Genomic DNA, 23,704 nt, shown 5'->3' with positions numbered 1-23,704 from the left:
GGGAACGTGGTGAACGGTCCCGTCCTGAGAGGGATTGGCGCGTTCGTGAAGCCGCTCCCCGTCAGACCGTGACGACGACCTTCGCGCGGGCGTGCTCCCCCTCCACGTAGCGGATCGCGTCGGGCACCTCGCCGAGCGACCCGTACGTCCGGTCGACGACCGGGGTCACCTTCCCGGATTCGACGAACTCCCGCAGCACGGCCAGGTTCGCCCCGCTCGGTGCCGCGAAGAACGTGAGCACCCGCTGGCCGACGAAGCGTGACAGCGCCCGCCCCTTGAGGATGAGACGCATCGGCCCGAGCAGACTGCCGCCCGCGGAGACACCCCCGCCGGACAGCAGGAGCGTGCCCGTGGGCGTGAGCGCGCGCCGCAGGTCCGTCAGCGAGCGGTTCGCGACCAGGTCGAACACGACGTCGTGACGCGTCCCCACGCGGGCGAAGTCCTCCCGGGTGTAGTCGACGACGCGGTCCGCGCCGAGCGAGCGGACCAGGTCCACGTTCCGTGTGCTGCACACGGCGGTCACGTCCGCGCCGTACGCCTTGGCGATCTGTACGGCGAAGGTCCCGACCCCGCCCGACGCGCCGTTGACCAGGACACGTTGTCCCGCCGTCACCCGTCCCAGGTCCCGCAGGCCGACGAGCGCCGTGTTCCCGGCGAGCGGCAGCGCGGCGGCCTGCTCGAAGCTCAGCCCGTCCGGTTTCACGGCCACCGCGTCCTGGTGGGCCACCACGTACTGGGCGAACGCGCCGTCGGTCTCCCCGAACACCTCGTCCCCGGGGCGCAGTCGCCGCACGTCCGCGCCGACCGCCTCCACCCGTCCGGCGAAGTCCCGGCCACGCACCGGGGTCCGCGGACGGCGGACACCGAAGGTCAGCCGCGCCAGATAGGGGTCGCCGCGCATGAGGTGCCAGTCGTAGGCGTTGACCGACACCGCGCTCACCCGGACGAGAACCTCGGCCGGGGCGGGCGCCGGTCTGTCCAGCTCCCGCAGCTCCAGCACGTCGGGGGAGCCGTACCGGTCCTGGGCGATCGCCTTCATCGGGCCTCCGTGACACACGGGAACGCGCGGAGTCGGTGCGAGGGGTCCGCCGGGCGGCCGGGCGCCCCCGCCCACGACGGTAGCCGAGCGGGAGGGGCAGGGGAATCGGGGTGGAGCCCGGGGCACCGGACGCCGGGGCCTCAGAGCAGGCCGAGCTCGCGGCGCCACCGCCACGCCAGCGTCAGACAGGCCCGGCCCGCGGGCAGGGTCGAGGCGTGTCCGGCGTAGCCGAGCACGTTCCCGGCGGTGAAGGGGACACCGCGGTACCCGTCGCCCGCCCGGGCGCCGACCACCAGCACGCCCTCCTCGTTGTGCTCGCCCATCCCCGCGAAGATCTCGTCGAAGGCCGCGGCGTCCCACACGCACACCAGGCAGATCTCCGGCTTCCAGGACAGCGGATCGAGACCGAGGCCGAGGAAGCGCACCCGGACGCGGCCGTCCCGCACCGCGCGTGCGAAGTGCGCGTACGGCAGGTCATGGGCGTAGTCCAGGGTGACCCCGCCGCCGCCGGTGGCGTCCGGGGCGGCCAGGAACTCCTCGGCGTACTCCCGCATGGTGTTGTGCCACAGGTCGAGGTCCGAGTGCCAGACCGGCAGGACGTCGGCGTGCGGCTGGAACTCACCGGCCGGGGCGACGTGGGTGGTGTCCATGGCCACGGCGACCCTGCCGGCGTCGCGCCGGTGCATGAAGAAGTAGGCCCCGCCGGTGCCGTCGCTCCCGCCGTCCGCGGCTCCGTCCGTGCCGCCGCTCCCGCCGTTCTCGACCCTGATCGTGAGGGTGCTCACCCCGGGCAGCGCCGCCCGGCCGTGCAGGGCGAAGGGACTGCCGAGCCCGCGCCGGAACGGGCCCCGCAACGGCGCGGAGGCGCCCTTGAGATGGCGCAGCGCCTCCTCGTAGGCGAGGGGTTCGGTGGTGTCGAGGCCGTCGAAGTAGCGGCCGAGCGCGAAGGCGAGGTCGAGTCCGTCCCCGGGCAGGCCCGCGGGCGGGGGCGTCACGTCGAGCAGCCGGTAGGACGTCCCGTTGAACCAGACGCCGGGCCGGTCGTACGCCTCGATCGCGGCCGAGTAGGTCGCCGCGCGGCGCGCCCCGGGCACCTGTGGCCAGTAGCGGACCAGGTCCGCGCGGCAGGAGCCGAGTTGCTCGTCCGGCCGGGACTCGCGGAGCGTCATCCGCACGGCGTCCAGGGGCAGCGGACGGTCCGGGATCCATCCGGGCCGGGTCAGCAGCACCAGTTCCCGGTCGGCGCGGTGAGCGGTCTGGGCCTCGGCGCACGCGGTGCTCAACTCGGCTCGGTGGCCTTTGAGATGACCGCGCACCCGGACGAACAGAGCGATGCCCTGCTCGCGGCCGGCCTGGCGCCGGGGCGCCCAGGCCAACCCCGCCGCGACGATTCCCACCAGCAGCCCCGCCACGGCGACGCCCGTCTCCAGTCCCATCTCTCCCCCTCCTGGTGCGGGCCGGTCATTCAACCAGGCCCGGACCGGCGGCCGTTGGGGAACGGCCCGGCCCCGGGGGTCCGGTGGTGCCGGTTCCGGTGGCGGTACGGGCGGCGACGGCGGGGTCGCTGTCGAGGCCCGCCGGGTCCGACGCCCGGCCGCCCGGCCGCCCGGCGGGTCCGGCGCCCGGCGGGTCCGGCGCCCGGCCGTCCAGCGGGTTCGGTCGTCCCGCCGTCCTGCCGGTCCCCGCCCTCTCACACGAGGCTGTCCCGCCACGCCCGGTGCAGGTCCGCGAACCGGCCCGTGGACGCCACGAGTTCGGCCGGAGTGCCGTCCTCGACGATCCGTCCGTGCTCCATGACCAGTACCCGATCGGCGATCTCCACCGTGGACAACCGGTGGGCGATGACCACCGCCGTCCGGCCGCGCAGGACCGTGAGCATCGCGCGCTGCACGGCCCGCTCGCCGGGGACGTCCAGCGAGCTGGTCGCCTCGTCGAGGATCAGGACGGCCGGATCGGCGAGCAACGCCCTTGCGAAAGCGACAAGTTGGCGCTGACCGGCGGAGATGCGGCCGCCCCGCTTGCGGACGTCCGTGTCGTATCCCTCGGGCAGCGCGCTGATGAAGTCGTGGGCGCCGATCGCCTTGGCGGCCCGCTCGATCTCCTCCCGGCTCGCGTCGGAGCGGCCGATCGCGATGTTCTCGGCGACCGTCCCGGAGAAGAGGAAGGCCTCCTGGGTCACCATCACCACTCCGCGCCGCAGCTCCGGCACGGACAGCTCGCGCAGGTCCACACCGTCGAGCAGCACCCGGCCGTCCGACGGGTCGTAGAAGCGGGCGAGCAGCTTGGCGAGCGTGGACTTGCCCGCGCCGGTCGAGCCGACGACGGCCACGGTCTGCCCCGCGGGGAGCGCCAGCGAGAAGGCGGGCAGCACCTCGCCGCCGGTCCGGTACGCGAAGCGGACGTCCTCGAAGGCGACCCCGCGGCCCGGCTGTCCGGAGGCGAGGGCGGGCAGCTGCCGCGGGGCGGCGGGTTCCGGCACGGAGGGCGTCTGCGCCAGCAGGCCCGCGATCTTCTCCAGGGAGGCCGCCGCGGACTGGTACGAGTTGAGGAACATGCCCAGCCGGTCGATCGGGTCGTAGAGGCGGCGCAGATACAGGACCGCTGCGGCCAGCACACCCAGCGCCAGCGACCCGGAGGCCACCCGGTACGCGCCCCACAGCACGATCGCCGCGACCGCCGTGTTGGCGACCAGACGCGAGCCGACGACATAGCGGGCCATCTCCAGCAGGGCGTCGCCGTTCGTGTGCTCGTGGCGCTTGTTCAGAACCCGGAACTCCGCGTCGTTGACCGCCTCGCGGCGGAACGCGCGGACCGGCCTGATGCCGTTCATCGTCTCCGCGAACTTCACGATGACGGCGGCGATCGCGGTCGAGCGGAGCCGGTAGATGCGGCCCGCCCGGCGCCGGTAGACCCGTACGAGGAGGTAGAGCGGGACGAAGGAGGCCACCGCCACCGCGCCGAGCCCGAGGTCCAGCCAGAGCAGCATCGCCGAGATGTAGACGAAGGACAGGATGACCGTGATCAGTTCCTGCAGGCCCTCGCTGAGCAGCTCACGCAGTGACTCGACGTCCGTCGTGGAGCGGGAGATCAGCCGGCCCGAGGTGTACCGCTCGTGGAAGTCGACACTGAGCGCCTGCGCGTGCCGGAAGATCCGGCCGCGCAGATCCAGCAGCACGTCCTGGTTGACGCGGGCGGAGGCGCCGATGAAGGCGTACTGGAGGCCGCCGGCGACCAGCGCGCACAGCAGGTACGCGGCACCCACCGCGACCAGCGGACCGTGGTCGCCCCGGCGCAGCGCCGGTACGGCCCGGTCGATGGCGTACGCGACGAGCAGCGGCCCCGCCTGCACGGCCGCCTGCTGGAGCAGCAGCAGGACGGCCGTCACCACGACGCGGGTGCGCAGCGGGGCGAGCAGGGAGCGCAGCAGGCCGGCGGTGGCGCCCGGGGGAGTGGGCAGGGTGTCCCGGTCGAAGGGGTCCTGGTGCGGTTCGGCCCGCCCCGCCGGGCCGCCGCTGCCGGGGTCCGTGCCGGATCCGGTGGCGGGTTCCTCGCGGGAGTCCCCGCCGGGTTCCCGGTCCGGCGCGGTGGTCGTGGGCGCCGTCATCGCTCGGTCTCCTCGTCGCCGGACATCAGATGGGCGTACTCGGCGTTCGTACGCAGCAGTTCGTGGTGGGTGCCGACCGCGGTGATGCGGCCGCCGGAGAGCAGGGCGACGCGGTCGGCGAGCAGCACCGTGGACGGGCGGTGGGCCACGATCAGGGCGGTCGTCTCGGCCAGGACGCGACGCAGCGCGGCCTCCACCGCGGCCTCGGTGTGGACGTCCAGCGCCGACAGGGGATCGTCCAGGACGAGGAACCGGGGGCGGCCGACCACCGCTCTCGCGAGGGCGAGGCGCTGGCGCTGGCCGCCGGACAGGCTCAGCCCCTGCTCGCCGACCTGTGTCGACGTGCCCTGCGGGAGGGCGTGCGCGAAGTCGGCCTGGGCGACGGCCAGGGCCCGCTCCAGATCGGCCACGCCGGCGGTGTCCTCCGCGCCCATCAGCACGTTCTCGCCGACACTCGCCGAGAAGAGCGTGGGTTCCTCGAAGGCGACCGCCACCCGGGTGCGGAGTTCCTCGCGGGGCATCGCGGTGATGTCCTCGCCGTCCAGCGTGATCCGCCCGGACGTCACCTCGTGCAGCCGGGGGACGAGCGCGGTGAGGGTGGTCTTGCCGGTACCGGTCGCGCCGACCAGGGCCATGGACTCGCCGGACCGGATGTGCAGGTCGACGCGGTCGAGGACGGGCGGGGAGTCCGCGGGGGCGTCCGGGTAGCGGAACCGGACGCCGTGGAACCGGAGTCCGCCGTCGCCCGGGGCCGTGTCCGCGCGGGCGAGGGCCTCCGGGTCCGCGCCCGCATCGGAAGCCGTGCCGGAAGCCGCATCGGAAGCCGTGCCGGAAGCCGCGTCCCGTCCGGTGGCGACGGCCGTGGCGGTGGCGGAGCGCTCGGCGGACTCGGAGTCCTCCGAGTCCGCCGAGTCCTCGGAGCACGCGGACGACTTCGGGGGTTTCGAGGACTCCGCCTCCGCGTCCATCACCTCGAAGTACCGCTCCGTGGCCGTCGCCGCCTCCTGGCTCATCGCGAGGAGGAAGCCGATGGAGTCGACGGGCCAGCGCAGGGCGAGGGCCGTGGAGAGGAAGGCGACCAGCGTGCCCGCGGAGAGACGGTCGTCGGCGACCTGCGTGGTGCCGAGGATCAGGGCGGCACCGATGGCGAGTTCGGGCAGGGTGACGATGACGGCCCAGATGGAGGCCAGCAGCCGGGCCTTGGCCAGCTCGGTGCCGCGCAGGGTGCGGGACAGCTCACGGAAGGCGCGGGCCTGGCTGCGATGACGCCCGAAGCCCTTGATGATGCGGATGCCGAGCACGCTCTCCTCGACGACCGTCGTCAGGTCGCCCACCTGGTCCTGGGCCCGCCGCGCGACCAGTGAGTAACGCCGCTCGAAGATCCAGCAGACGATCATGACGGGCAGCGCGGGGGCGAGCAGCACCAGCCCCAGGGTCCACTCCTGGTCGAGCATGATGAGGACGCCGACCAGGATGGTGACGCCGTTGACCAGGAGGAACGTCAGAGGGAAGGCGAGGAACTGGCGCAGCAGCATCAGGTCGGTGGTGCCCCGGGACAGCAACTGGCCGGACGCCCAGCGGTCGTGGAAGGCGACCGGGAGACGCTGCAGATGCCGGTAGAGGTCCGCCCGCATGTCCGCCTCGACCCCCGCCAGCGGGCGGGCCACCAGCCATCGCCGCAATCCGAACAGGACGGCCTCGGCGATCCCGAGCAGCAGGAGGTACAGCGCGCCTAGCCAGACGCCCGCCGGGTCGTGGTCGGTCACGGGACCGTCCACCATCCACTTCAGGACGAGCGGGATCACCAGCCCCGTACAGGACGCCACGACCGCGACCACGGCCGCGCCGAACAGCCGCGCACGCACCGGCCGTACGTACGGCCACAGGCGCAGCAGGCTGCTGACGGTCGAGTGTTCCCTGGTTCCGGCACGGTCCGTGGTCACTGCATCTGAAGTGGACATCAGGACCGAGCGTACGGACCGGCACTGACAGTGCCCACCGAGTTTTGGCCGGAGCTGAATCGTTCCACGGGGCGCGCGGGGTCGTAGGGCAGCATCGACCGATCGGCTGATGCCCCTTCGAGCGCGATGGACGATGTGGCCGTCCCGGCCCCGGCGGGATGCTCGGAGCATGTCAGTCATCGAAGTCAGCGCACTGCGCAAGTCCTACGGCGGGCGGGCCGTCGTCGACGGGGTCTCCTTCGCCGTCGAAGAGGGCGAGATCTTCGGGATCCTCGGCCCCAACGGTGCCGGCAAGACCACCACCGTCGAGTGCGTCGAGGGTCTGCGGATCCCCGACGCGGGCCGGGTGAGGGTCACCGGGCTCGACCCCGTCGCCGACCACGAGGCCGTCAGCCGGGTCCTGGGCGCCCAGCTCCAGGAGAGCGAACTGCAGGCCAAGCTCACGGTGCGCGAGGCGCTGGAGCTCTACGCCGCCTTCTACCCGCGCCCGGCCGACTGGCGTCCGCTCGCCGAGCGGCTCGGACTGACCGAGCGGCTCGGCGAGCGGTTCGGGAAACTCAGCGGGGGCCAGAAACAGCGGCTGTTCATCGCGCTCGCGCTGGTCGGCGACCCGCGGGTGGTCGTGCTGGACGAGCTGACCACCGGGCTGGACCCGCGGGCCCGTCGTGACACCTGGGAGCTCATCGAGGACGTCCGGGCCGGCGGAGTCACGGTCCTGCTGGTCACCCACTTCATGGAGGAGGCCCAGCGGCTGTGCGACCGGATCGCGGTCGTCGACCGGGGGCGGGTGGCCGCGCTCGACACCCCGGCCGGACTGATCCGGCGCGCGTCGCGTTCCACCGTCATCAGTTTCACTCCTTCGACGCCCCTGGACGAGCGGGAGGTCGCCGCACTGCCCCATCTCGCCTCCGTCGCGCACCAGGACGGCCGGATCACGCTCGGGGGCACCGACGAGACCGTCGACGCCGTCCTCACCCTGCTCGCCCGCCGTCACATCACCGCCCATCAACTCCGCGTCACCGACGCCACGTTGGACGACGCCTTCCTCGATCTGACGGGAGCGGAATCATGAGCAGGACGAGCAGGACGAGCAGGACGAGCAGGACGAGCAGGACGAGCAGGACGAGCGGAACGAGCGGAACGAGCGGGGGGAACGCGACGGGCGCCGGGAACCCGACGAGCCCGGGGAACACCACAGTCGACTCGACCGCCACGACCCTGACCAACGCCACGACAGCGGCGACCGTGACCGCCGCCACGACCGCCACGACCACGCGGCGTACGACCGCCGTGGCGGTGCTGCGGGCCGAGGCCCGCCTCTTCCGCCGCGAACCGGGCTCCCTCTTCTGGGTGATGGCCTTTCCCACCCTGCTCCTGGTGATCCTCGGCTCGATCCCCTCCTTCCGGACGGCGGACGACTCGCTGGGCGGCATCCGGCTGGTCGACGCGTACGTCCCGGTGACGGTGCTGATCGCGATGCTCATGGCGGGGGTGCAGTCCATGCCACCGGTGATCACCGGCTATCGCGAACGCGGCGTCCTGCGGCGGATGTCGACCACCCCCGTCCGCCCCGCCGCGCTCCTGTCGGCACAGATGGGCCTGCACGGGGCGGCGGCCCTGCTCTCCGCGCTGCTCTCGCTCGCGGTCGGGCGGCTGGCGTTCGAGGTCACCCTGCCGCGCCAGGAACTCGGCTACGCCGCGGCCCTGCTGCTCGCCGTCGCGAGCTCCCTCGCCCTCGGCGCCGTCGTCTCGGCGCTCTCCGCCACCTCCAAGATCGCGAACGCGGTGGGCTCCGCGGTGTTCTTCCCGATGATGTTCTGCGCGGGTGTCTGGCTGCCGGTGCAGTCCATGCCCCACGCGCTCGCCCGGGTCGTCGAGGCCACACCGTTCGGCGCCGCGGCCCGGGCGCTGGGCCGGGCCGCGGCGGGCGACTGGCCGGGCTGGTCCCACCTCGGCGTCCTCGCGGCGTGGACCGTGCTGCTGTCCGGCGCCGCCGCGCGCTGGTTCCGCTGGGAGTAGGGGAGAGGCCGTGCAGACTGGGGACATGAACGCCGCGGACCGCCAACTCGAACGCTGGCAGGACCAGTTCCACACCTGGGGTCCCTACGGCCTGCTCGGTGTGGGCACCCTCCTCGCGGTCACGACCAGCGACCTGACCGGGGGAACGGCCGCGTGGTGCACGGCCGGCGCGCTGGTCGCCGCCGCGCTGGTGCTCCAGGTGTGGCACGGTCCCCGGCGGGGCCGCCGCGTCCCGTCCCGCCGGGGGACCGTCTACTACGCCCTGCGCTGGGCGATCGCCTTCGCCCTCACCTGGCTGAACCCGTTCTTCGCCTTCTACGCCGTCGCCGGTTACTTCGACGCCGACGAGGTGATCCCCGGAACGCGCCGGCAGCGGCTCGGTCTGGTCGCCACGTCCGTCATGGTCGCGGGCTCGCAGTCCGGCGGCATGCCGATCCGCGGCGCGACCCAGTGGGCGGTGTTCGCCGGACTCCTGGTCGCCAACAACGTGTTGCTCATGATGGGCACCCGGATCGCCCAGCAGGAGGAGCAGCGCTCCCGGGACCGCGCCGTCACCATCACCGAACTGGAGCGCACCAACACCGCGTTGCAGCAGGCCCTCGACGAGAACGCCGCCCTGCACGCCCAACTCCTGCTGCAGGCGCGGGAGGCGGGCGTCGCCGACGAACGGCGCAGGCTGGCGGCCGAGATCCACGACACCATCGCCCAGGGCCTGACCGGCATCATCGCCCAGCTCCAGGTCGTCGCGAACACCCCCGACCCCGCGACGGCCCGCGAACACGTGGGGCGGGCCTCGGACCTGGCCCGCCAGAGCCTCGGCGAGGCGCGCCGCTCCGTGCACAATCTCGCCCCGGTCGCCCTGGAGCACGACGGACTCCCGGAGGCGCTGGACAAGACGGTCGCGGAATGGGGCCGACGTAACGGCGTACGTTCGGAGTTCACGCTCACCGGCACGGCGGAGCACCTGCACGGGGAGGTGTCGGCGACCCTGCTGCGCATCGCCCAGGAGGCCTTGTCGAACGCCTCGCGCCACGCCTGCGCGGGCCGCCTCGGCGTGACCCTCTCCTTCATGGGGGACGAGGTGACCCTGGACGTACGCGACGACGGCCGCGGCTTCGACCCGGTGGCCGTCCCCGCACGCACCGGCGGCGGCGGCTTCGGCCTCGACGGCATGCGGGCCCGCGCCGAGCGCATCGCCGGCTCGCTCACCGTCGAGTCGGAGCCCGGGCAGGGTACGGCGGTGTCGGCTCGCGTACCGTTGGTCCGCCATGAGTGACGACGCGATCACCCTTCTCATCGTCGACGACCATCCCGTCGTACGCGACGGGCTGCGCGGCATGTTCGAGTCCGCTCCGGGGTTCGCGGTCCTCGGTGAGGCGGCCGACGGGGTGGCGGCGCTCGCGCTGGCGCGGGACCTGGACCCGGACGTCGTCCTGATGGACCTGCGCATGCCGGGCGGTGACGGTGTCGCGGCCATCGCGGAGCTCACCCGCCGCGGTGCCCGCGCCAGGGTCCTCGTGCTGACCACGTACGACACCGACTCCGACACGCTGCCCGCGATCGAGGCGGGCGCGACGGGTTATCTGCTCAAGGACGCCCCGCGGGACGAGCTCTTCACCGCGGTGCGCGCGGCGGCGGAGGGCCGCACGGTGCTCTCCCCCGCGGTGGCCTCCCGGCTGGTCTCGGCGGTACGCGCCCCCACGGCCGCGCAGGGCCCCCTCTCGGCGCGCGAGCGCGAGGTGCTGGCGCTGGTCGCCAAGGGCACGCCGAACCGCGAGATCGCCCGCGCCCTGTTCATCAGCGAGGCCACGGTCAAGACCCATCTCACCCACCTGTACGCCAAACTGGGCGTCAACGACCGGGCGGCCGCGGTGGCGGTGGGTTACGACCGGGGCATCCTCGGCTGACCGCGCTCCGGCGGACGCCCCGCTCACGCCCCCCCGCGTCAGGCCACCACCCGCAGCAGCAGCACCGACCGGGCGGGCACCGTGATCGTCGCGCCCGCCCGGTGGATCACACCGGGAGAGGCGGCCTGCTCCTCCGCCGAGGTGTCGACCACGACCTCGTAGCGCCGTGCCCAGGGCGGTCCGGGCAGCACGAAGGACGCGGGCCGGTCCCCGGCGTGCAGCACCGCGAGGAAGCTGTCGTCCACCACGGGCGCCCCGCGTGCGTCCCGTCCGGGGATGTCCCGCCCCGACAGGTACATCCCCAGCGTCCCGGCCGGCGCGTACCAGTCGCGTTCCGTCATCTCCGTCCCGCGCGCGGTGAACCACGCCAGGTCCCGCAGCCCGTCCGCCGAGTGCGCCCGGCCGGAGAAGAACGCCCGCCGCCGCAGCACCGGATGCCGGTGCCGCAGCGCGATCAGCCGGGACGTCAGATCGAACAGGGCCCGCCAGCCCGGCTCCTCCAGCAGGCTCCAGTCCACCCAGCTGATCTCGTTGTCCTGGCAGTACGCGTTGTTGCTGCCGCGCTGGGTCCGCCCGAACTCGTCCCCGGCGACCAGCATGGGCACCCCGGTGGACAGCAGCAGCGTGGTCAGCAGGTTCCGCAGCTGGCGCCGCCGCAGCGCCCGTACGCGTTCCTCGTCCGTCTCCCCCTCCACCCCGCAGTTCCAGGCGCGGTTGTCGTCCGTGCCGTCCCGGTTCCCCTCCCCGTTGGCCTCGTTGTGCTTGCGCTCGTAGGAGACGAGGTCCCGCAGGGTGAAACCGTCGTGCGCGGTCACGAAGTTGACGGACGCGTACGGCCGCCGGCCGCCCCACGCGTACAGATCGCTCGACCCCGACAGCCGGTAACCGAGATCCCGCACGTCCGGCAGCGCCCCCCGCCAGAAGTCCCGGACCGCGTTGCGGTAGCGGTCGTTCCACTCCGTCCACAGCGGCGGGAAGGCCCCCACCTGGTAGCCGCCGGATCCGACGTCCCACGGCTCCGCGATGAGCTTCACCCGCCGCAGGACCGGGTCCTGCGCGATGACGGCCAGGAACGGCGACAGCATGTCCACGTCGTGCATGGAACGGGCCAGCGCCGCCGCCAGATCGAAACGGAAGCCGTCCACCCCCATCTCCGTCACCCAGTACCGCAGCGAGTCGGTGATCAGCCGCAGCACATGGGGCTGCACCACGTGCAGGGTGTTCCCGCAACCCGTGTAGTCCGCGTACCGGCGGGCGTCCGACTGGAGCCGGTAGTACCCCCGGTTGTCGATACCGCGCAGCGACAGCATCGGCCCCAGCTCGCCCGCCTCGGCGGTGTGGTTGTAGACCACGTCGAGGATCACCTCGATGCCGGCGGCGTGCAGCGCCCGCACCATCCGCTTGAACTCGCCGACCTGCCCGCCCGTCGTCCCGGAGGCGGCGTAGCCCGCGTGCGGCGCGAAGTAGCCGATCGAGTTGTAGCCCCAGTAGTTCTTCAGTCCCCGGCGCAGCAGATGGTCCTCGTGCGCGAACTGGTGCACCGGCAGCAGCTCCACGGCTGTGACCCCGAGCGCGACCAGGTGCTCGATCGCCGCCGGGTGCGCCAGCCCGGCGTAGGTGCCGCGCAGTTCCTCCGGGATCCCCGGGTGCAGACGGGTGAACCCCCGTACATGCAGCTCGTAGATGACCGAGTCCGCCCAGGGGGTCTTCGGGCGGTGGTCGTCCGACCAGTCGTCGTCGTCCTGGACGACGACGCCCTTGGGGACGTACGGCGCCGAGTCCCGGTCGTCCCGCACGGTGTCCGCGACCTGCTGCTGCGGCCAGTCGCGCACATGCCCGTAGACCTCGGGCGGCAGGCTGAAGTCGCCGTCCACGGCGCGGGCGTACGGGTCCAGGAGCAGCTTCGCCGGGTTCCAGCGGGCGCCGGTCCACGGGTCCCACCGGCCGTGCACGCGGTAGCCGTAGCGGCGGCCGGGCAGCACTCCGGGGACGAAGCCGTGCCAGATCTCGTGCGTCAGCTCGGTGAGCGGGACACGGGACTCGTGGGTCACGCCGTCCCGCTCGTCGAAGAGACAGAGGTCGACGGCCTCCGCCCCGCCCGCCCACAGCGCGAAATTGGTGCCCGCCACCCCGTCCGGTCCCACCCGGAAGCGGGCCCCGAGCGGGGTCGGCGCCCCGGGCCACACGGCCACGGCGGGGGCCGGACGCCGGGACCCGTTCAGCAGGGGCGCGGGCAGCACACCGTCGGGCAGCCGTCTCTCCCGCACCCCGCTCTCCGGCGCTGGTCCCCCGCGCACCTCGGTCCCGGACGCGTGCCCGTCCCGCACACCGCCCTCGGGCGCGCCTCCCTCCCGCGCTTCGCCGTCGGGCGCGCGCCCCTCCTGCACTGCCTCCTGCTCGGCTGCGCTCGACACCGTTCAGCCTCCCGCGGCTCGGTGGGCGGCCCGAAGAGGAGCGCACGGCGTCCCGGCCGCGGCTCCTCGTCGCGTCGTCCTCCCCACTGTTCTGCCCAGAGCTTGGCTCGCACTCACGTTTCCCCGGAGGTGCGCGGTCGTTGGGCCCGATGTACCGCACTCTCCGGGGGCGATCCGCTGCCCCCGGCCGGAAGGACACGAGGTTCGCGTGAGGCATACGACACTGGGCCCCTGGCGCGCGGGGGCCGCGCTGGCCGCCGCACTGACCTGGGCCGCACTGCTGGCCGGAGTCGCCGGCTGCACCTCCGGCACGATGGACGAGGTGCTCGGCAAGCCCCCCGCCGCCGAGGACGTCATCCAGGTGTCCCCGGCCGACGACAGCAAGAACGTACGACCGCGGCAGGAGCTGCGGGTACGGGTGGAGGACGGCCGGCTCGACTCCGTGCGGGTCGTCAAGGACCAGGACGCACAGCGGACCGCCGTCCCCGGACACCTCTCCGCGGACGGCCTGACCTGGCGGCCCGACGCGCCCCGGCTCGCGCTGGGCGCGCGGTACTCGGTGGACGCGGTGGCCCTCGACGGGCACGGGCGGCGTACGGCGCGGCACACGACCTTCACCACGTACGTCCCCGAGGAGCGGTTCATCGGCTATCTCACGCCCGAGAACCGGTCCACCGTCGGCACCGGAATGATCGTCTCGCTGGAGTTCAACCGGGAGATCCGCGACCGGGCCGCGGTCGAGCGCGCGATCCACGTACAGGCCAGCCCGGCCGTCGACATCCGCCCGCACTGGTTCGGCCGGGACCGCCTCGACTTCCGGCCCGAGACGTACTGGAAACCGGGCACGGAGGTGACGGTCGACCTGCGGCTGCGCGACGTGGAAGTGGCGCCGGGCGTCTACGGGCTCCAGTCGAGGACCTCCACGTTCACCGTCGGCCGCAGCCAGGTCTCGCTCGTCGACGCCGCCGACCACACCATGGAGGTCCGCCGCGACGGCGACCTCCTCACCACCGTGCCGATCACCGCGGGGTCGCCCGAGACCACCACCTACAACGGGAAGATGGTGGTCATGGAGATGCTGGAGACGACCCGGATGAACAGCCGCACGGTCGGGTTCGGCGGCGAGTACGACATCCCCGACGTCCCGCACGCGATGCGGCTCACCGACTCCGGGACCTTCCTGCACGGCAACTACTGGTCGGGCGACGTCTTCGGCTCCACCAACGTCAGTCACGGCTGCGTCGGTCTGCGGGACGTGAAGGGCGGCGGCTCGGACACCCCCGCGGGCTGGTTCTTCGACCGCAGCCTGATCGGCGACGTCGTCGAGGTCGTGCACAGCAAGGACAAGAAGGTCGCTCCGGACAACGGGCTCGGCGGCTGGAACATGGCCTGGACGCAGTGGAAGGCGGGCGGCGCGGCGAAGTAGCCGCCACGGGCGGCCGGCGGCCGGCGAGTCCCCGGCGGCCGGCGGGGCGCGGGTGCCCGGCGGGGGACGGCGGGACGCCGGAGCGTGAGCGGGTGGGGACAGTGGTGGCAGACGGGGACCCAGCGCGCCTTCGCTCGGGCGAAGTTGGGACTGAACAGTGACAATCCCAGGGATCCATCGCTTCTGACCGTGTGATTAATTAGCGCGATACGCGCGGGGAAGCGCTGGGGTGCGGGCCTGATCAGGCCGTGCGAGGGGAGAACGAACGTGAACGGGCGACCGATATCGGGGACGTCGGTTGGAGCGCGGTCCCGGGGGAGCAAGGGAGTCCTGGCGCTGCTGCTGGGCGTACTGCTGCTCGCCGTGACCGCCTGCGGCGGGGGAGGCTCGGACTCCGGGTCCGGCGACGGCAAGGGCAAGAGCACCGGCAGCTCCGGCAAGGCGGACACCAAGGCCTCGCAGGCCGTGGTGACCATCGCGCCGAAGGACGGCAGCGACGGGGTGGCCACCAGTGGGGCCCTCAAGGTGACCGCGGCCAAGGGCAAGCTGACCGACGTGAAGGTCGAGGACAGCAAGGGCAAGGCGGTGGACGGGGCGATCACCGGCGGCGGGACCACCTGGACGCCCGCGACCCACCTCGCCGCCGCGACCAAGTACAAGGTCCACGCGGTGGCCAAGGACACCGACGGCCGTGAGGCCGCCGAGGAGTCCGCGTTCACCACGCTGACTCCGAAGAACACCTTCGTGGGGCTCTTCACCCCCGAGGACGGCTCCAAGGTCGGCGTCGGGATGCCCTTCTCGGTCCGCTTCACCCGGGGCATCACGCACCCCGAGGACGTCGAGAAGGCGATCACCGTCAAGACCGAGCCGGCCGTGGACGTCCAGGGTCACTGGTTCGGCAACGACCGCCTCGACTTCCGTCCCGAGCAGTACTGGAAGGCCGGCACGAAGGTCACCGTCACGCTGAACCTCGACGGCGTCGAGGGCCGCCCCGGCGTCTACGGCAAGCAGGCCAAGACGGTGTCGTTCACGATCGGCCGGAGCCAGGTCTCCACCGTCGACGCGAAGACCCACAAGATGGTCGTCAAGCGCGACGGCAAGGTCATCAAGACCATCCCGATCACCACGGGCAAGCCGGGCTACGACACCTGGAACGGCCAGATGGTGATCAGCGAGCAGCTCCGGGTGACCCGGATGAACGGCGAGACGGTCGGCTACGGCGGCGAGTACGACATCAAGGACGTGCCGGACGCCCAGCGCCTGACCGACTCCGGCACCTTCATCCACGGCAACTACTGGGGCGGCGACGCCTTCGGCAACTACAACGCCAGCCACGGCTGCGTGGGCCTGCGCGACGTCCGCGGGGGCGGCGACCGCAACGCTCCCGCCGCCTGGTTCTTCGACCACTCGATCATCGGTGACGTGGTCGTCGTCAAGCGGTCCCACGACCGTACGGTCGCTCCGGACAACGGCCTCAACGGCTGGAACATGTCCTGGGAGAAGTGGACGGCCTGACGGTCCCCGTGGCCCTCGGCACGGGCCCGGTGCGCTGTGACCCAGCACACCGGGCCCGTTGTCGTTAGCGCGCGTTAACCTGCCTGCATGACTGTGCATCTCGAAGTGGCCGAAGGCGTCGGCACCCTCCGCCTGGACCGCCCTCCCATGAACGCGCTGGACGTCGCGACGCAGGACCGTCTCAAGGAGCTCGCCGAGGAGGTCACACGGCGTACGGACGTCCGCGCCGTGGTCATCCACGGCGGGGAGAAGGTGTTCGCGGCGGGCGCGGACATCAAGGAGATGCAGGCCATGGACCACGTGGCGATGATCGTCAGGTCCCGGGCCCTGCAGGACTCCTTCAGCGCCGTCGCCCGCATCCCCAAGCCCGTCGTCGCGGCGATCACCGGGTACGCGCTCGGCGGCGGCTGCGAGTTGGCGCTCTGCGCGGACTTCCGCATCGCCGCGGACGACGCGAAGCTCGGACAGCCGGAGATCCTGCTCGGGCTGATCCCGGGCGCCGGCGGCACCCAGCGTCTCTCCCGGCTGATCGGCCCCTCCAAGGCGAAGGACCTCATCTTCACCGGCCGGATGGTGAAGGCCGAGGAGGCGCTCTCGCTCGGGCTGGTGGACCGGATCGTCCCCGCCGCCGAGGTGTACACCGCCGCGCACACATGGGCCGCGAAGCTCGCGCAGGGGCCCGCGATCGCGCTGCGCGCCGCGAAGGAGTCCATCGACACGGGCCTGGAGACGGACCTGGAGACCGGACTCGCGGTCGAACGGAACTGGTTCGCAGGCCTGTTCGCGACGGAGGACCGTGAGCGCGGGATGCGCAGCTTCGTCGAGGAGGGGCCGGGCAAGGCGAAGTTCCTCTGACCGGACGCGTCCGGCCGCGCGGAGAATCACCCGTCGAATTCCGCTGATCCACTTGCAGTTGACTCGGTGTCTTACCCGGTGTCCCCCGAAGGGCTGGATTATGCGGTCCTTAAGCCAGCCTTAAGGCTGGCTTGCGGGGGGCCTGGGGAGATTGCCCCTCAGGGGTGAGTCGTAGCAGGTGGGGCGGGCTGTGGTGAACCCCGAACTGCCCCTGGCATATGCCGATCGGATGGTGCGGAACGAGCGCTTCCGGGGGGCGTATTCCTCCGGAACGGCCCCCGGGAGCGGCCTGGGCGGCCATGATGGGGGGCATGGCGGGGCTGGAGGGTATGGAACAGCCGCGGCGGCACGTGAGTGCGACCGCGGCGCGCTGGTCGCCTGCGGTCGAGGACGAACGGGCGCTGAAGGCGCTCGAGTTGTTCGGCAACCCGACGGAGGCGGAGGTGCCGCTGCCGTCCCGCCCCGAGTCCGCGGCCACCGCGCGCCGGCTCACCCAGGTCGTCGTCCTGCGCCACTGGGGACTCTCCCCGAAGATGACCGAGGACGCCGTCCTGCTCGTCTCCGAACTCGTCGGCAACGCCGTGCGGCACACCGGCGCCCGCGTCTTCGGACTGCGGATGCGACGGCGCCGCGGCTGGATCCGCATCGAGGTCCGCGACCCCTCCCGCGGGCTGCCCTGTCTGATGCCGGTCCAGGAGATGGACCTGAGCGGCCGGGGTCTCTTCCTCGTCGACAAGCTCTCCGACCGCTGGGGCGTCGACCTCCTGCCCCGCGGCAAGACGACCTGGTTCGAGATGCGCGTCGCCGACCGCTGACCGCACCCTCGCGACCCGCACCGCGTCCCGGTTCGGGGCGAGGGCCCGGTACGCGGTGCGCCCGGCCCCGTACTCCGTCGCGACCCGCACCCCGCCCATCGGTCCAATCGCCCGATTTCGCCCCGACACGCCCTTAAATGGTGCGAGTGACCACGCCCGACCGTCCCCCTCAGCACTCCACCGACGAGAGCGTCACGCGCACCGCGCCGGATCGGCGTGCGGCGCTGCGTTCGGGGGTCGCGCTCGCCGCCGGGACCCTCGCCGCCGGGAGTCTCACCGCGGCCTGCGCCACGTCCGGTGCCGCCGCCCACCCGCTCGCCGCGTCCCCTGCGTCCGGCACACCGTCGGCCGCCCACCCGGCCGCACGGCCCGCCGCCGCGGCGCCCCGGCGGTTCCCCGGCCAGCCCGCCGAGATCAGCCACGGCCCCCGCGACCGTCCCCGGGTCGCCCTCACCTTCCACGGTCAGGGCGATCCGGCCGTCGCCAGGACCCTGCTCGGCGAGGCCGAGAAGAACGGGGCCCGCGTCACGGTGCTCGCGGTCGGGACCTGGCTGGACGAACACCCGGACCTGGCCCGGCGCATCCTCGACGGCGGCCACGACCTCGGCAACCACACCCTGCGCCATCTCGACATCAACGCGATGTCCGAGAAGGAGGCCGACGCGGAGATCCGGGGCTGCGCGGAGCGCCTGCGCCGGCTGACCGGCTCGATCGGCACCTGGTTCCGTCCCTCCCGTACACCGCGTGCCTCCCCGGCCGTCGAACGGCTGGCCCGCGCCGCGGGCTACCCGCACGTCCTCTCGTACGACCTCGACTCGCTCGACTACACCTCGCCGGGCGCCGCCGCCGTCACCCGCCAGGTTCTCGGCGGCATCCGCAACGGATCCGTGGTGAGCCTGCACTTCGGATACGCGGACACGGTCGCCGCGCTTCCCGCCGTCCTGGAAGAACTCGGCCGTCGCGGTCTGCGCGCGGTCACCACCACGGAGCTGCTGAGCTGATGCACCGCAACCGCAACCACCTCCGGAGCGTCCTGATCGCGGGCGCCGTGCTCGCCGCCCTCGCGGGCTGCGGCGGCGGGTCCAGGGACCACGCGCACCCGGCCACCGGCACCCAGGCCGCCGTCCGTCCCGCCCAGCCGAAGAAGGCGGACGGCCTGCCCGGCATGCCGCCCGTGCTCGACCCGAAGGACGTGTACGCCGCCGACCGCGCGAACCAGCTGTCGCCGGCGGTCAAGGACTTCCCGTCCCGCGTCTACGTGCCCAACACCAACTCGAACACGGTCTCCGTCATCGACCCGGCGACCTACAAGGTCGTCAGGACGATCCGGGTCGGGGTGCAGCCCCAGCACGTCGTGCCGTCCTGGGACATGAAGACGCTCTGGGTCAACAACGACCGGGGCAACTCCCTCACCCCCATCGACCCGAAGACCGGCAGGGCCGGCAAGTCCGTCGCCGTGCACGACCCCTACAACCTGTACTTCACCCCGAACGGCAAGTACGCGATCGTCATGGCCTCCCTCGATCGCGAGCTGGTCTTCCGCGACGCGCACACCATGGAGGTCAAGAAGTCCGTACCGGTCAGCTGCTACGGCGTCAACCACGCCGACTTCTCGCCCGACGGCCGCTACTTCATCGTGTCGTGCGAGTTCAGCGGTGAACTGCTCAAGGTCGACACCGAGAGGATGAAGGTCGTCGCGCAGCAGAAGCTCCCCTACCGCGGCGCCATGCCGCAGGACGTGAAGATCTCCCCGGACGGCAAGAAGTTCTACATCGCCGACATGGTCGCCGACGGGGTGTGGGTGCTGGACGGGGACACGTTCGGCAAGCCGACGCTGCTGCACACCGGGAAGGGCTGCCACGGTCTGTACGTCAGCCGCGACTCCCGGGAGATGTACATCTCCAACCGGGGCGAGGGGACGATCTCCGTCTTCGACTTCGCCCAGGACAGACTGATCAGGAAGTGGCGTCTGCCCGGCGGTGGCAGCCCCGACATGGGCGGCGTCTCGGCCGACGGAAAGGTCCTGTGGCTGTCCGGGCGTTACAACTCCGAGGTGTACGCCATCGACACCGGCTCCGGGAAGCAGCTGGCCCGTATCCGGGTCGGCAGCGGACCGCACGGCCTGGCCGTCTACCCGCAGCCGGGCCGCTACTCGCTCGGTCACACCGGCATCTTCCGCTGACCCCGGCACCGCGGTGCCGGGCCCGCGCCGGGAGTTGCTCCTCCAGGCGCGGGCCAGGGATCCCGCCCGCACACCGCGCGGAGTCCGCGTGGGTGGTCGCCGCACTGCGCGGCCTGCGCGCCCGTTAATCTGACCTCCGTACACACGGCAGTAATGCACTACGAAGGGGCGGATCGGTGGCGGACATCGAGGAAGCACGCAAGCAGTTCGAGCGGATCGATACGGACGGTGACGGTTTCATCACCGCGGCCGAGTTCAAGAGCGCCCTCGCCCAGGGCGGTGACTGGAACGTCACCGAGTCGGTGGCGGAGGCCGTCATCGCCACCCGCGACCTCAACGGCGACAAGGTCCTCTCGTTCGACGAGTTCTGGACCCACCTGAACAAGTGACGCGCGCCGAGGGGCGCCCGCCGGTGATCCGGCGGGCGCCCCTTCGTCATGCCGCCCGGGCGATGCGCACGCTCCAGCGTCCGTCCCGCCGCTCCAGCGCCAGCGGCAGACCGAAGCAGGCGCCGAGCAGATCGCCGGTCAGTACGGAGTCGACCGGGCCCCGGGCGAGCTCGCGGCCGTCCCGCAGCAGGAGCGCGTGCGTGGTGCCCGCGGGCAGTTCCTCCAGGTGGTGGGTCACCAGGACCGTCGCCAGCCGCGGGTGGTCGCGGCGCAGGGCGTCCAGCGCTTCGAGCAGGCGCTCACGGCCCGGCAGGTCCAGGCCCGTCGCCGGTTCGTCGAGCAGCAGGAGACGGGGGTCGGGCATCAGCGCCCGCGCGATCAGGGCGCGGCCGCGTTCCCCCTGGGAGAGCGTGGGCCAGCGCGCCCCGGTGCGGCCCGCGAGCCCGAGCGTGTCGATGAGCCGGTCGGCACGGTGTCCCTGTTCCGGTGTCGGCGCCCAGCGCGGCTGCCGTTCTACGGAGTTCGTCAGACCGGTCAGGACGACATCGCGTACGGACAGGGGCGAGCGCAGCGGATGGCGGGGGTTGACATGACCGACGTACGCGCGCAGTTCCCGCAGGTCGACCGTGCCCAGCCGGCGGCCGAGCACCTCCACGCGGCCGCGGGTCGGATGGGCGACCGCGCCGAGCAGGCCGAGCAGTGTGGTCTTGCCGGCTCCGTTGGCTCCGAGCAGGGCCCAGTGCTCCCCGGCGCGGACGCTCAGCGACACCTCCTGGAGGAGGGGCACCCCCTCGCGGACCACGTGGACCTCGTGGGCGCGCAGCACCTCCGTCATCGGGCCTCCGCCCGGTGGGTCCCGCGGGTGATCCCCGGGCAGGCCGGCGGAGTCGGGAAGGGCATTTCCATGGCCCGTACACTAGTCACGGCTCCACTCCTCGGACAAGTACTCCTCAGACAAGTGAGCCTGAGGCGGGTGGGGTCCGGGTGCGCGCTGCCGTACGCTTCCGATCCCGTGCGGTCCCTTCGTCCCGGCAGGTGAATCACGGATGCCCCTCGACGCCGTCCGTCCCAGCCCCCTCGTCGAGCAGGCCGCGGCGCGGCTGCGCGAGCAGATCACAGGCGGGCACTGGCCCGTCGGCACGAAGCTGCCCGGGGAGACCACGCTCGCCGCCGAACTCGGGGTGGGCCGCTCCACGGTCCGTGAGGCGCTGCGCGCGCTGGCCGGCGCGGGACTCGTCCGGCCCCGGCAGGGCGCCGGTGTCTTCGTCATCGCCGCCGAGGCCGCGGAGGACTGGCCCACCCGGCTGCGCCGGGCCGCGGTGACGGACCTGTACGAGGTACGGATGCTGGTCGAGGTGCAGGCGGCCCGGCTGGCCGCGGAACGCCGTACCCCCGAGGACGTCACCGCGCTGGAGGACGCGCTGGCCGGCCGCCGGGCGGCGGCCGCGGGGGGCGACGCGGCCTTCGTCGACGCGGACATCGCCCTGCACGCGGCCGTGGTCGCCGCCGCCCACAACCCCGTACTCACCGATCTCTTCGCGGAGTTCACGCCCTCGTTGCGGGAGGGGCTGATCGAGATGCTGGCCCTGGCCGGGGTGCGCGCACACGACCCCGGCACCGGGGACGCGGCACACGCGGCGCTGGTACGGGCGGTCGCGGACGGGGACGGCGCGGCCGCGGGGGAGGTGCTCCGGGGAGATCTGGAGCGGACGTGGACCCTGCTGCGTGAGGGCGGCCGGGCCTAGCGGCTCGTCCGTGCCGCACGGGTGGGACCGCGGGGAACACTCACCCGGGTGCCGTACGTCTCCGGAATAGCCTCTCCCGATCCGGAGTTGATGCTCGCCATCAGGAGTATCAACCACTGAAGGGCCTGGCACTCATGAAGATCGGCATCATCGGCGCGGGCAACATCGGCGGCAACCTCACCCGGCGGCTCACCGCCCTCGGACACGACGTCTCCGTGGCCAACTCCCGCGGTCCCGAGACCCTGACCGCGCTGGCCGAGGAGACCGGGGCGACGCCCGTCACGGTCGGGGAGGCGGCGCGCGGTGCCGAGGTGGTCGTGGTCACGGTGCCGCTGAAGGCGGTGCCCGACCTGCCGTCCGGTGTGCTGGACGGCGCCGCCGACGGCGTGGCCGTCATCGACACCGGCAACTACTACCCGCAGCAGCGGGACGGCAGGATCGCCGAGATCGAGGACGGCGGACTGACCGAGAGCCGCTGGACGTCCCGGCACATCGGCCACCCCGTGGTGAAGGCGTTCAACGGTACCTACGCGCAGGACATCCTGGACCGGCACCGTCCGGCGGGCGACCCCGACCGCATGGCTCTCCCGGTGGCCGGCGACGACGAGGCCGCCAAGCGGGTCGTACGCGACCTCATCGACGAGCTCGGCTTCGACACGGTCGACGCGGGGAGCATCGACGAATCCTGGCGCCAGCAGCCCGGCACCCCGGTCTACGGCCTCCAGAAGGGCCTGAAGGCGGTGACCGAGGCACTGGCGGAGGCGTCCGCGGAGCGTCCGGCGGACTTCCGCGGCTGACGTACGCGCCCGTCCGCCGTCCGGTGCCGGTCCTCCGGTGCCGGGCGGCGCGCGGTGCCCGGACCGGGCGGGCACCCGCCGGTCAGTCGACGGTCGCCCACTCGCGCAGCGCCGTCCTGCTGGAGAACTGCGCGACGTCCTTGTCCACGGGGTCGTCGGTGTACTGGTGGAAACGCCACTTCGCCTTGATGCGGGGCTCGCCCGCGGTCACGTAGTCGGCGATCCACAGACCGTCTCCCGCGTACGAGGTGGTGTCCACGTTGAGCCAGAAGTTGCGGTTCGTGTAGAGCAGGACCCGGTGGTTCGGCCTCAACTCCTTGACCTTGCGCACGAAACGGTCCTTCTCCGCGTTGCTGGCGTGGGTGCCGTCGCCGGTGGTCTCCCAGTCGACGGCGAGCAGATCACCGGCCTTCTCGGGGGCTTTGGCGACGAAGTACTCGGCCTGGGCGGTGAGATCGCCGGGCCACAGGAAGTGGTAGAAGCCGACGACGCATCCGGCGTCACGGGCGGTCTTCACCTGGGCGGTCAGCTTGGGATTGACGTACGAACGGCCCTCGGTCGCCTTGACGAAGACGAAGGAGAGCCCGTCGGTGGAGTAGGCGGACGACTGATAGGCGCTGACGTCGATGCCGCGGAGCATGGAGCGACTCCTCCGTGCGTGGGGGGACGGTGCGAGCGATTGTGCCCCTGGGCGGGGGGTGGATTCCGGGTTTCACGGGTCTTGCGACCTCTCCGGGTGACGTTCCCCCACATCCCCGGTCCCACCCTCGAACGACCGGTCGACCCCCGCCGCGCGCCACCTGCGGGAGTCGGTCCGGACCGCCGGCGTGCACACCTGAACGGTGCACGGCGGCGGTCCGGCGACACTCCGTGGACCCGGGACCGGAACACCCGCGGGCCCCCACGCCCGCACCGGACGACCGGCCCTCACGTCGTGTCATGATCCTGCAACCCACCGCCATACGTGTCAACTGTTGTAGCCGTGTACGGCTGACGATGTGTCCGGTGCTCTGGCTGCCCGGTCCCCGCAAGGGCT

19 protein-coding genes and 1 pseudogene are annotated in these 23,704 nt (G+C 72.6%); 13 read left to right on the top strand and 7 right to left on the bottom strand.

Annotation, left to right across the window (positions count from 1 at the left end):
• Positions 1 to 61 precede the first annotated feature (61 nt).
• From OG776_RS15265 to OG776_RS15250, 4 genes are all read right to left on the bottom strand, one after another.
• Positions 62 to 1,039, bottom strand: a complete 978-nt coding sequence (locus tag OG776_RS15265) for an NAD(P)-dependent alcohol dehydrogenase (RefSeq protein ID WP_329321136.1) — start codon at positions 1,037 to 1,039, stop codon at positions 62 to 64.
• A 140-nt stretch (positions 1,040 to 1,179) separates the two neighbouring features.
• A complete protein-coding gene (locus OG776_RS15260) occupies positions 1,180 to 2,475 on the bottom strand; it encodes a hypothetical protein (protein WP_329321134.1) in 1,296 nt (431 codons plus the stop codon).
• A 254-nt stretch (positions 2,476 to 2,729) separates the two neighbouring features.
• Positions 2,730 to 4,643, bottom strand: coding sequence for an ABC transporter ATP-binding protein (locus OG776_RS15255; protein ID WP_148010546.1), 1,914 nt, complete (start codon positions 4,641 to 4,643; stop codon positions 2,730 to 2,732).
• Positions 4,640 to 6,604 (bottom strand): ABC transporter ATP-binding protein, encoded by a 1,965-nt coding sequence (locus tag OG776_RS15250; RefSeq protein ID WP_329321132.1) that lies wholly within the window; start codon positions 6,602 to 6,604, stop codon positions 4,640 to 4,642. Before OG776_RS15250 ends, OG776_RS15255 begins: the two co-directional genes overlap by 4 nt.
• A gap of 169 nt (positions 6,605 to 6,773) precedes the next feature.
• On the opposite strand from OG776_RS15250, the gene OG776_RS15245 reads away from it, so the two are divergent.
• From OG776_RS15245 to OG776_RS15230, 4 genes are all read left to right on the top strand, one after another.
• Positions 6,774 to 7,676 (top strand): ABC transporter ATP-binding protein, encoded by a 903-nt coding sequence (locus tag OG776_RS15245; RefSeq protein WP_329321130.1) that lies wholly within the window; start codon positions 6,774 to 6,776, stop codon positions 7,674 to 7,676.
• A 173-nt stretch (positions 7,677 to 7,849) separates the two neighbouring features.
• The gene (locus OG776_RS15240) at positions 7,850 to 8,623 is read left to right on the top strand and encodes an ABC transporter permease (RefSeq protein WP_261994679.1); all 774 of its coding nucleotides are present in this window, start codon (positions 7,850 to 7,852) and stop codon (positions 8,621 to 8,623) included.
• Positions 8,624 to 8,648: 25 nt separating this feature from the next.
• The gene (locus OG776_RS15235) at positions 8,649 to 9,899 is read left to right on the top strand and encodes a sensor histidine kinase (protein WP_329321129.1); all 1,251 of its coding nucleotides are present in this window, start codon (positions 8,649 to 8,651) and stop codon (positions 9,897 to 9,899) included.
• Positions 9,892 to 10,530: a response regulator transcription factor gene (locus tag OG776_RS15230; RefSeq protein ID WP_329321127.1), complete on the top strand. Its 639-nt coding sequence runs from the start codon at positions 9,892 to 9,894 to the stop codon at positions 10,528 to 10,530. The genes OG776_RS15235 and OG776_RS15230 overlap by 8 nt, the downstream gene beginning before the upstream one ends.
• A 38-nt stretch (positions 10,531 to 10,568) precedes the next feature.
• On the opposite strand, the gene glgX is transcribed toward OG776_RS15230, so the two are convergent.
• Positions 10,569 to 12,944, bottom strand: coding sequence for a glycogen debranching protein GlgX (glgX, locus tag OG776_RS15225; protein WP_443077268.1), 2,376 nt, complete (start codon positions 12,942 to 12,944; stop codon positions 10,569 to 10,571).
• A 208-nt stretch (positions 12,945 to 13,152) separates the two neighbouring features.
• Here glgX and OG776_RS15220 point away from each other — a divergent pair, with 208 nt between their 5' ends.
• From OG776_RS15220 to OG776_RS15190, 7 genes are all read left to right on the top strand, one after another.
• Positions 13,153 to 14,370, top strand: a complete 1,218-nt coding sequence (locus tag OG776_RS15220; protein ID WP_329321125.1) for a L,D-transpeptidase — start codon at positions 13,153 to 13,155, stop codon at positions 14,368 to 14,370.
• A gap of 267 nt (positions 14,371 to 14,637) precedes the next feature.
• On the top strand, positions 14,638 to 15,885 hold the full coding sequence (locus OG776_RS15215; RefSeq protein ID WP_148010551.1) for a L,D-transpeptidase: 1,248 nt from the start codon (positions 14,638 to 14,640) through the stop codon (positions 15,883 to 15,885).
• Positions 15,886 to 15,972: 87 nt separating this feature from the next.
• Positions 15,973 to 16,740 carry an enoyl-CoA hydratase/isomerase family protein gene (locus OG776_RS15210; RefSeq protein WP_329321123.1) on the top strand — a complete coding sequence of 256 codons (768 nt, stop codon included), beginning with the start codon at positions 15,973 to 15,975 and terminating at the stop codon, positions 16,738 to 16,740.
• 311 nt (positions 16,741 to 17,051) lie between these two features.
• On the top strand, positions 17,052 to 17,555 hold the full coding sequence (locus tag OG776_RS15205; RefSeq protein ID WP_148010553.1) for an ATP-binding protein: 504 nt from the start codon (positions 17,052 to 17,054) through the stop codon (positions 17,553 to 17,555).
• Positions 17,556 to 17,692: 137 nt separating this feature from the next.
• A complete protein-coding gene (locus OG776_RS15200) occupies positions 17,693 to 18,556 on the top strand; it encodes a polysaccharide deacetylase family protein (protein ID WP_329321121.1) in 864 nt (287 codons plus the stop codon).
• Positions 18,556 to 19,737, top strand: coding sequence for a YncE family protein (locus tag OG776_RS15195; protein WP_148010555.1), 1,182 nt, complete (start codon positions 18,556 to 18,558; stop codon positions 19,735 to 19,737). The genes OG776_RS15200 and OG776_RS15195 overlap by 1 nt, the downstream gene beginning before the upstream one ends.
• Before the next feature lie 176 nt (positions 19,738 to 19,913).
• Positions 19,914 to 20,126 carry an EF-hand domain-containing protein gene (locus OG776_RS15190; protein ID WP_148010556.1) on the top strand — a complete coding sequence of 71 codons (213 nt, stop codon included), beginning with the start codon at positions 19,914 to 19,916 and terminating at the stop codon, positions 20,124 to 20,126.
• Between the two features lie 46 nt (positions 20,127 to 20,172).
• Here the strand turns inward: OG776_RS15190 and OG776_RS15185 are convergent, their stop codons facing one another.
• On the bottom strand, positions 20,173 to 20,961 hold the full coding sequence (locus OG776_RS15185) for an ABC transporter ATP-binding protein (protein ID WP_329321118.1): 789 nt from the start codon (positions 20,959 to 20,961) through the stop codon (positions 20,173 to 20,175).
• 211 nt (positions 20,962 to 21,172) lie between these two features.
• On the opposite strand from OG776_RS15185, the gene OG776_RS15180 reads away from it, so the two are divergent.
• Complete coding sequence (locus tag OG776_RS15180) at positions 21,173 to 21,871, top strand: FadR/GntR family transcriptional regulator (protein ID WP_148010558.1); 699 nt, start codon at positions 21,173 to 21,175, stop codon at positions 21,869 to 21,871.
• 107 nt (positions 21,872 to 21,978) lie between these two features.
• Positions 21,979 to 22,668: pseudogene (locus OG776_RS15175) on the top strand (NADPH-dependent F420 reductase); the annotation flags it as partial.
• 82 nt (positions 22,669 to 22,750) lie between these two features.
• Here the strand turns inward: OG776_RS15175 and OG776_RS15170 are convergent.
• On the bottom strand, positions 22,751 to 23,308 hold the full coding sequence (locus OG776_RS15170; RefSeq protein ID WP_148010560.1) for a glycoside hydrolase family 25 protein: 558 nt from the start codon (positions 23,306 to 23,308) through the stop codon (positions 22,751 to 22,753).
• Positions 23,309 to 23,704: the final 396 nt, after the last annotated feature.

It is taken from the genome of Streptomyces sp. NBC_01689, from assembly GCF_036250675.1.
Taxonomy (GTDB): Bacteria; Actinomycetota; Actinomycetes; order Streptomycetales; family Streptomycetaceae; genus Streptomyces.
This window is presented reverse-complemented; position numbering and strand designations above follow the sequence as displayed.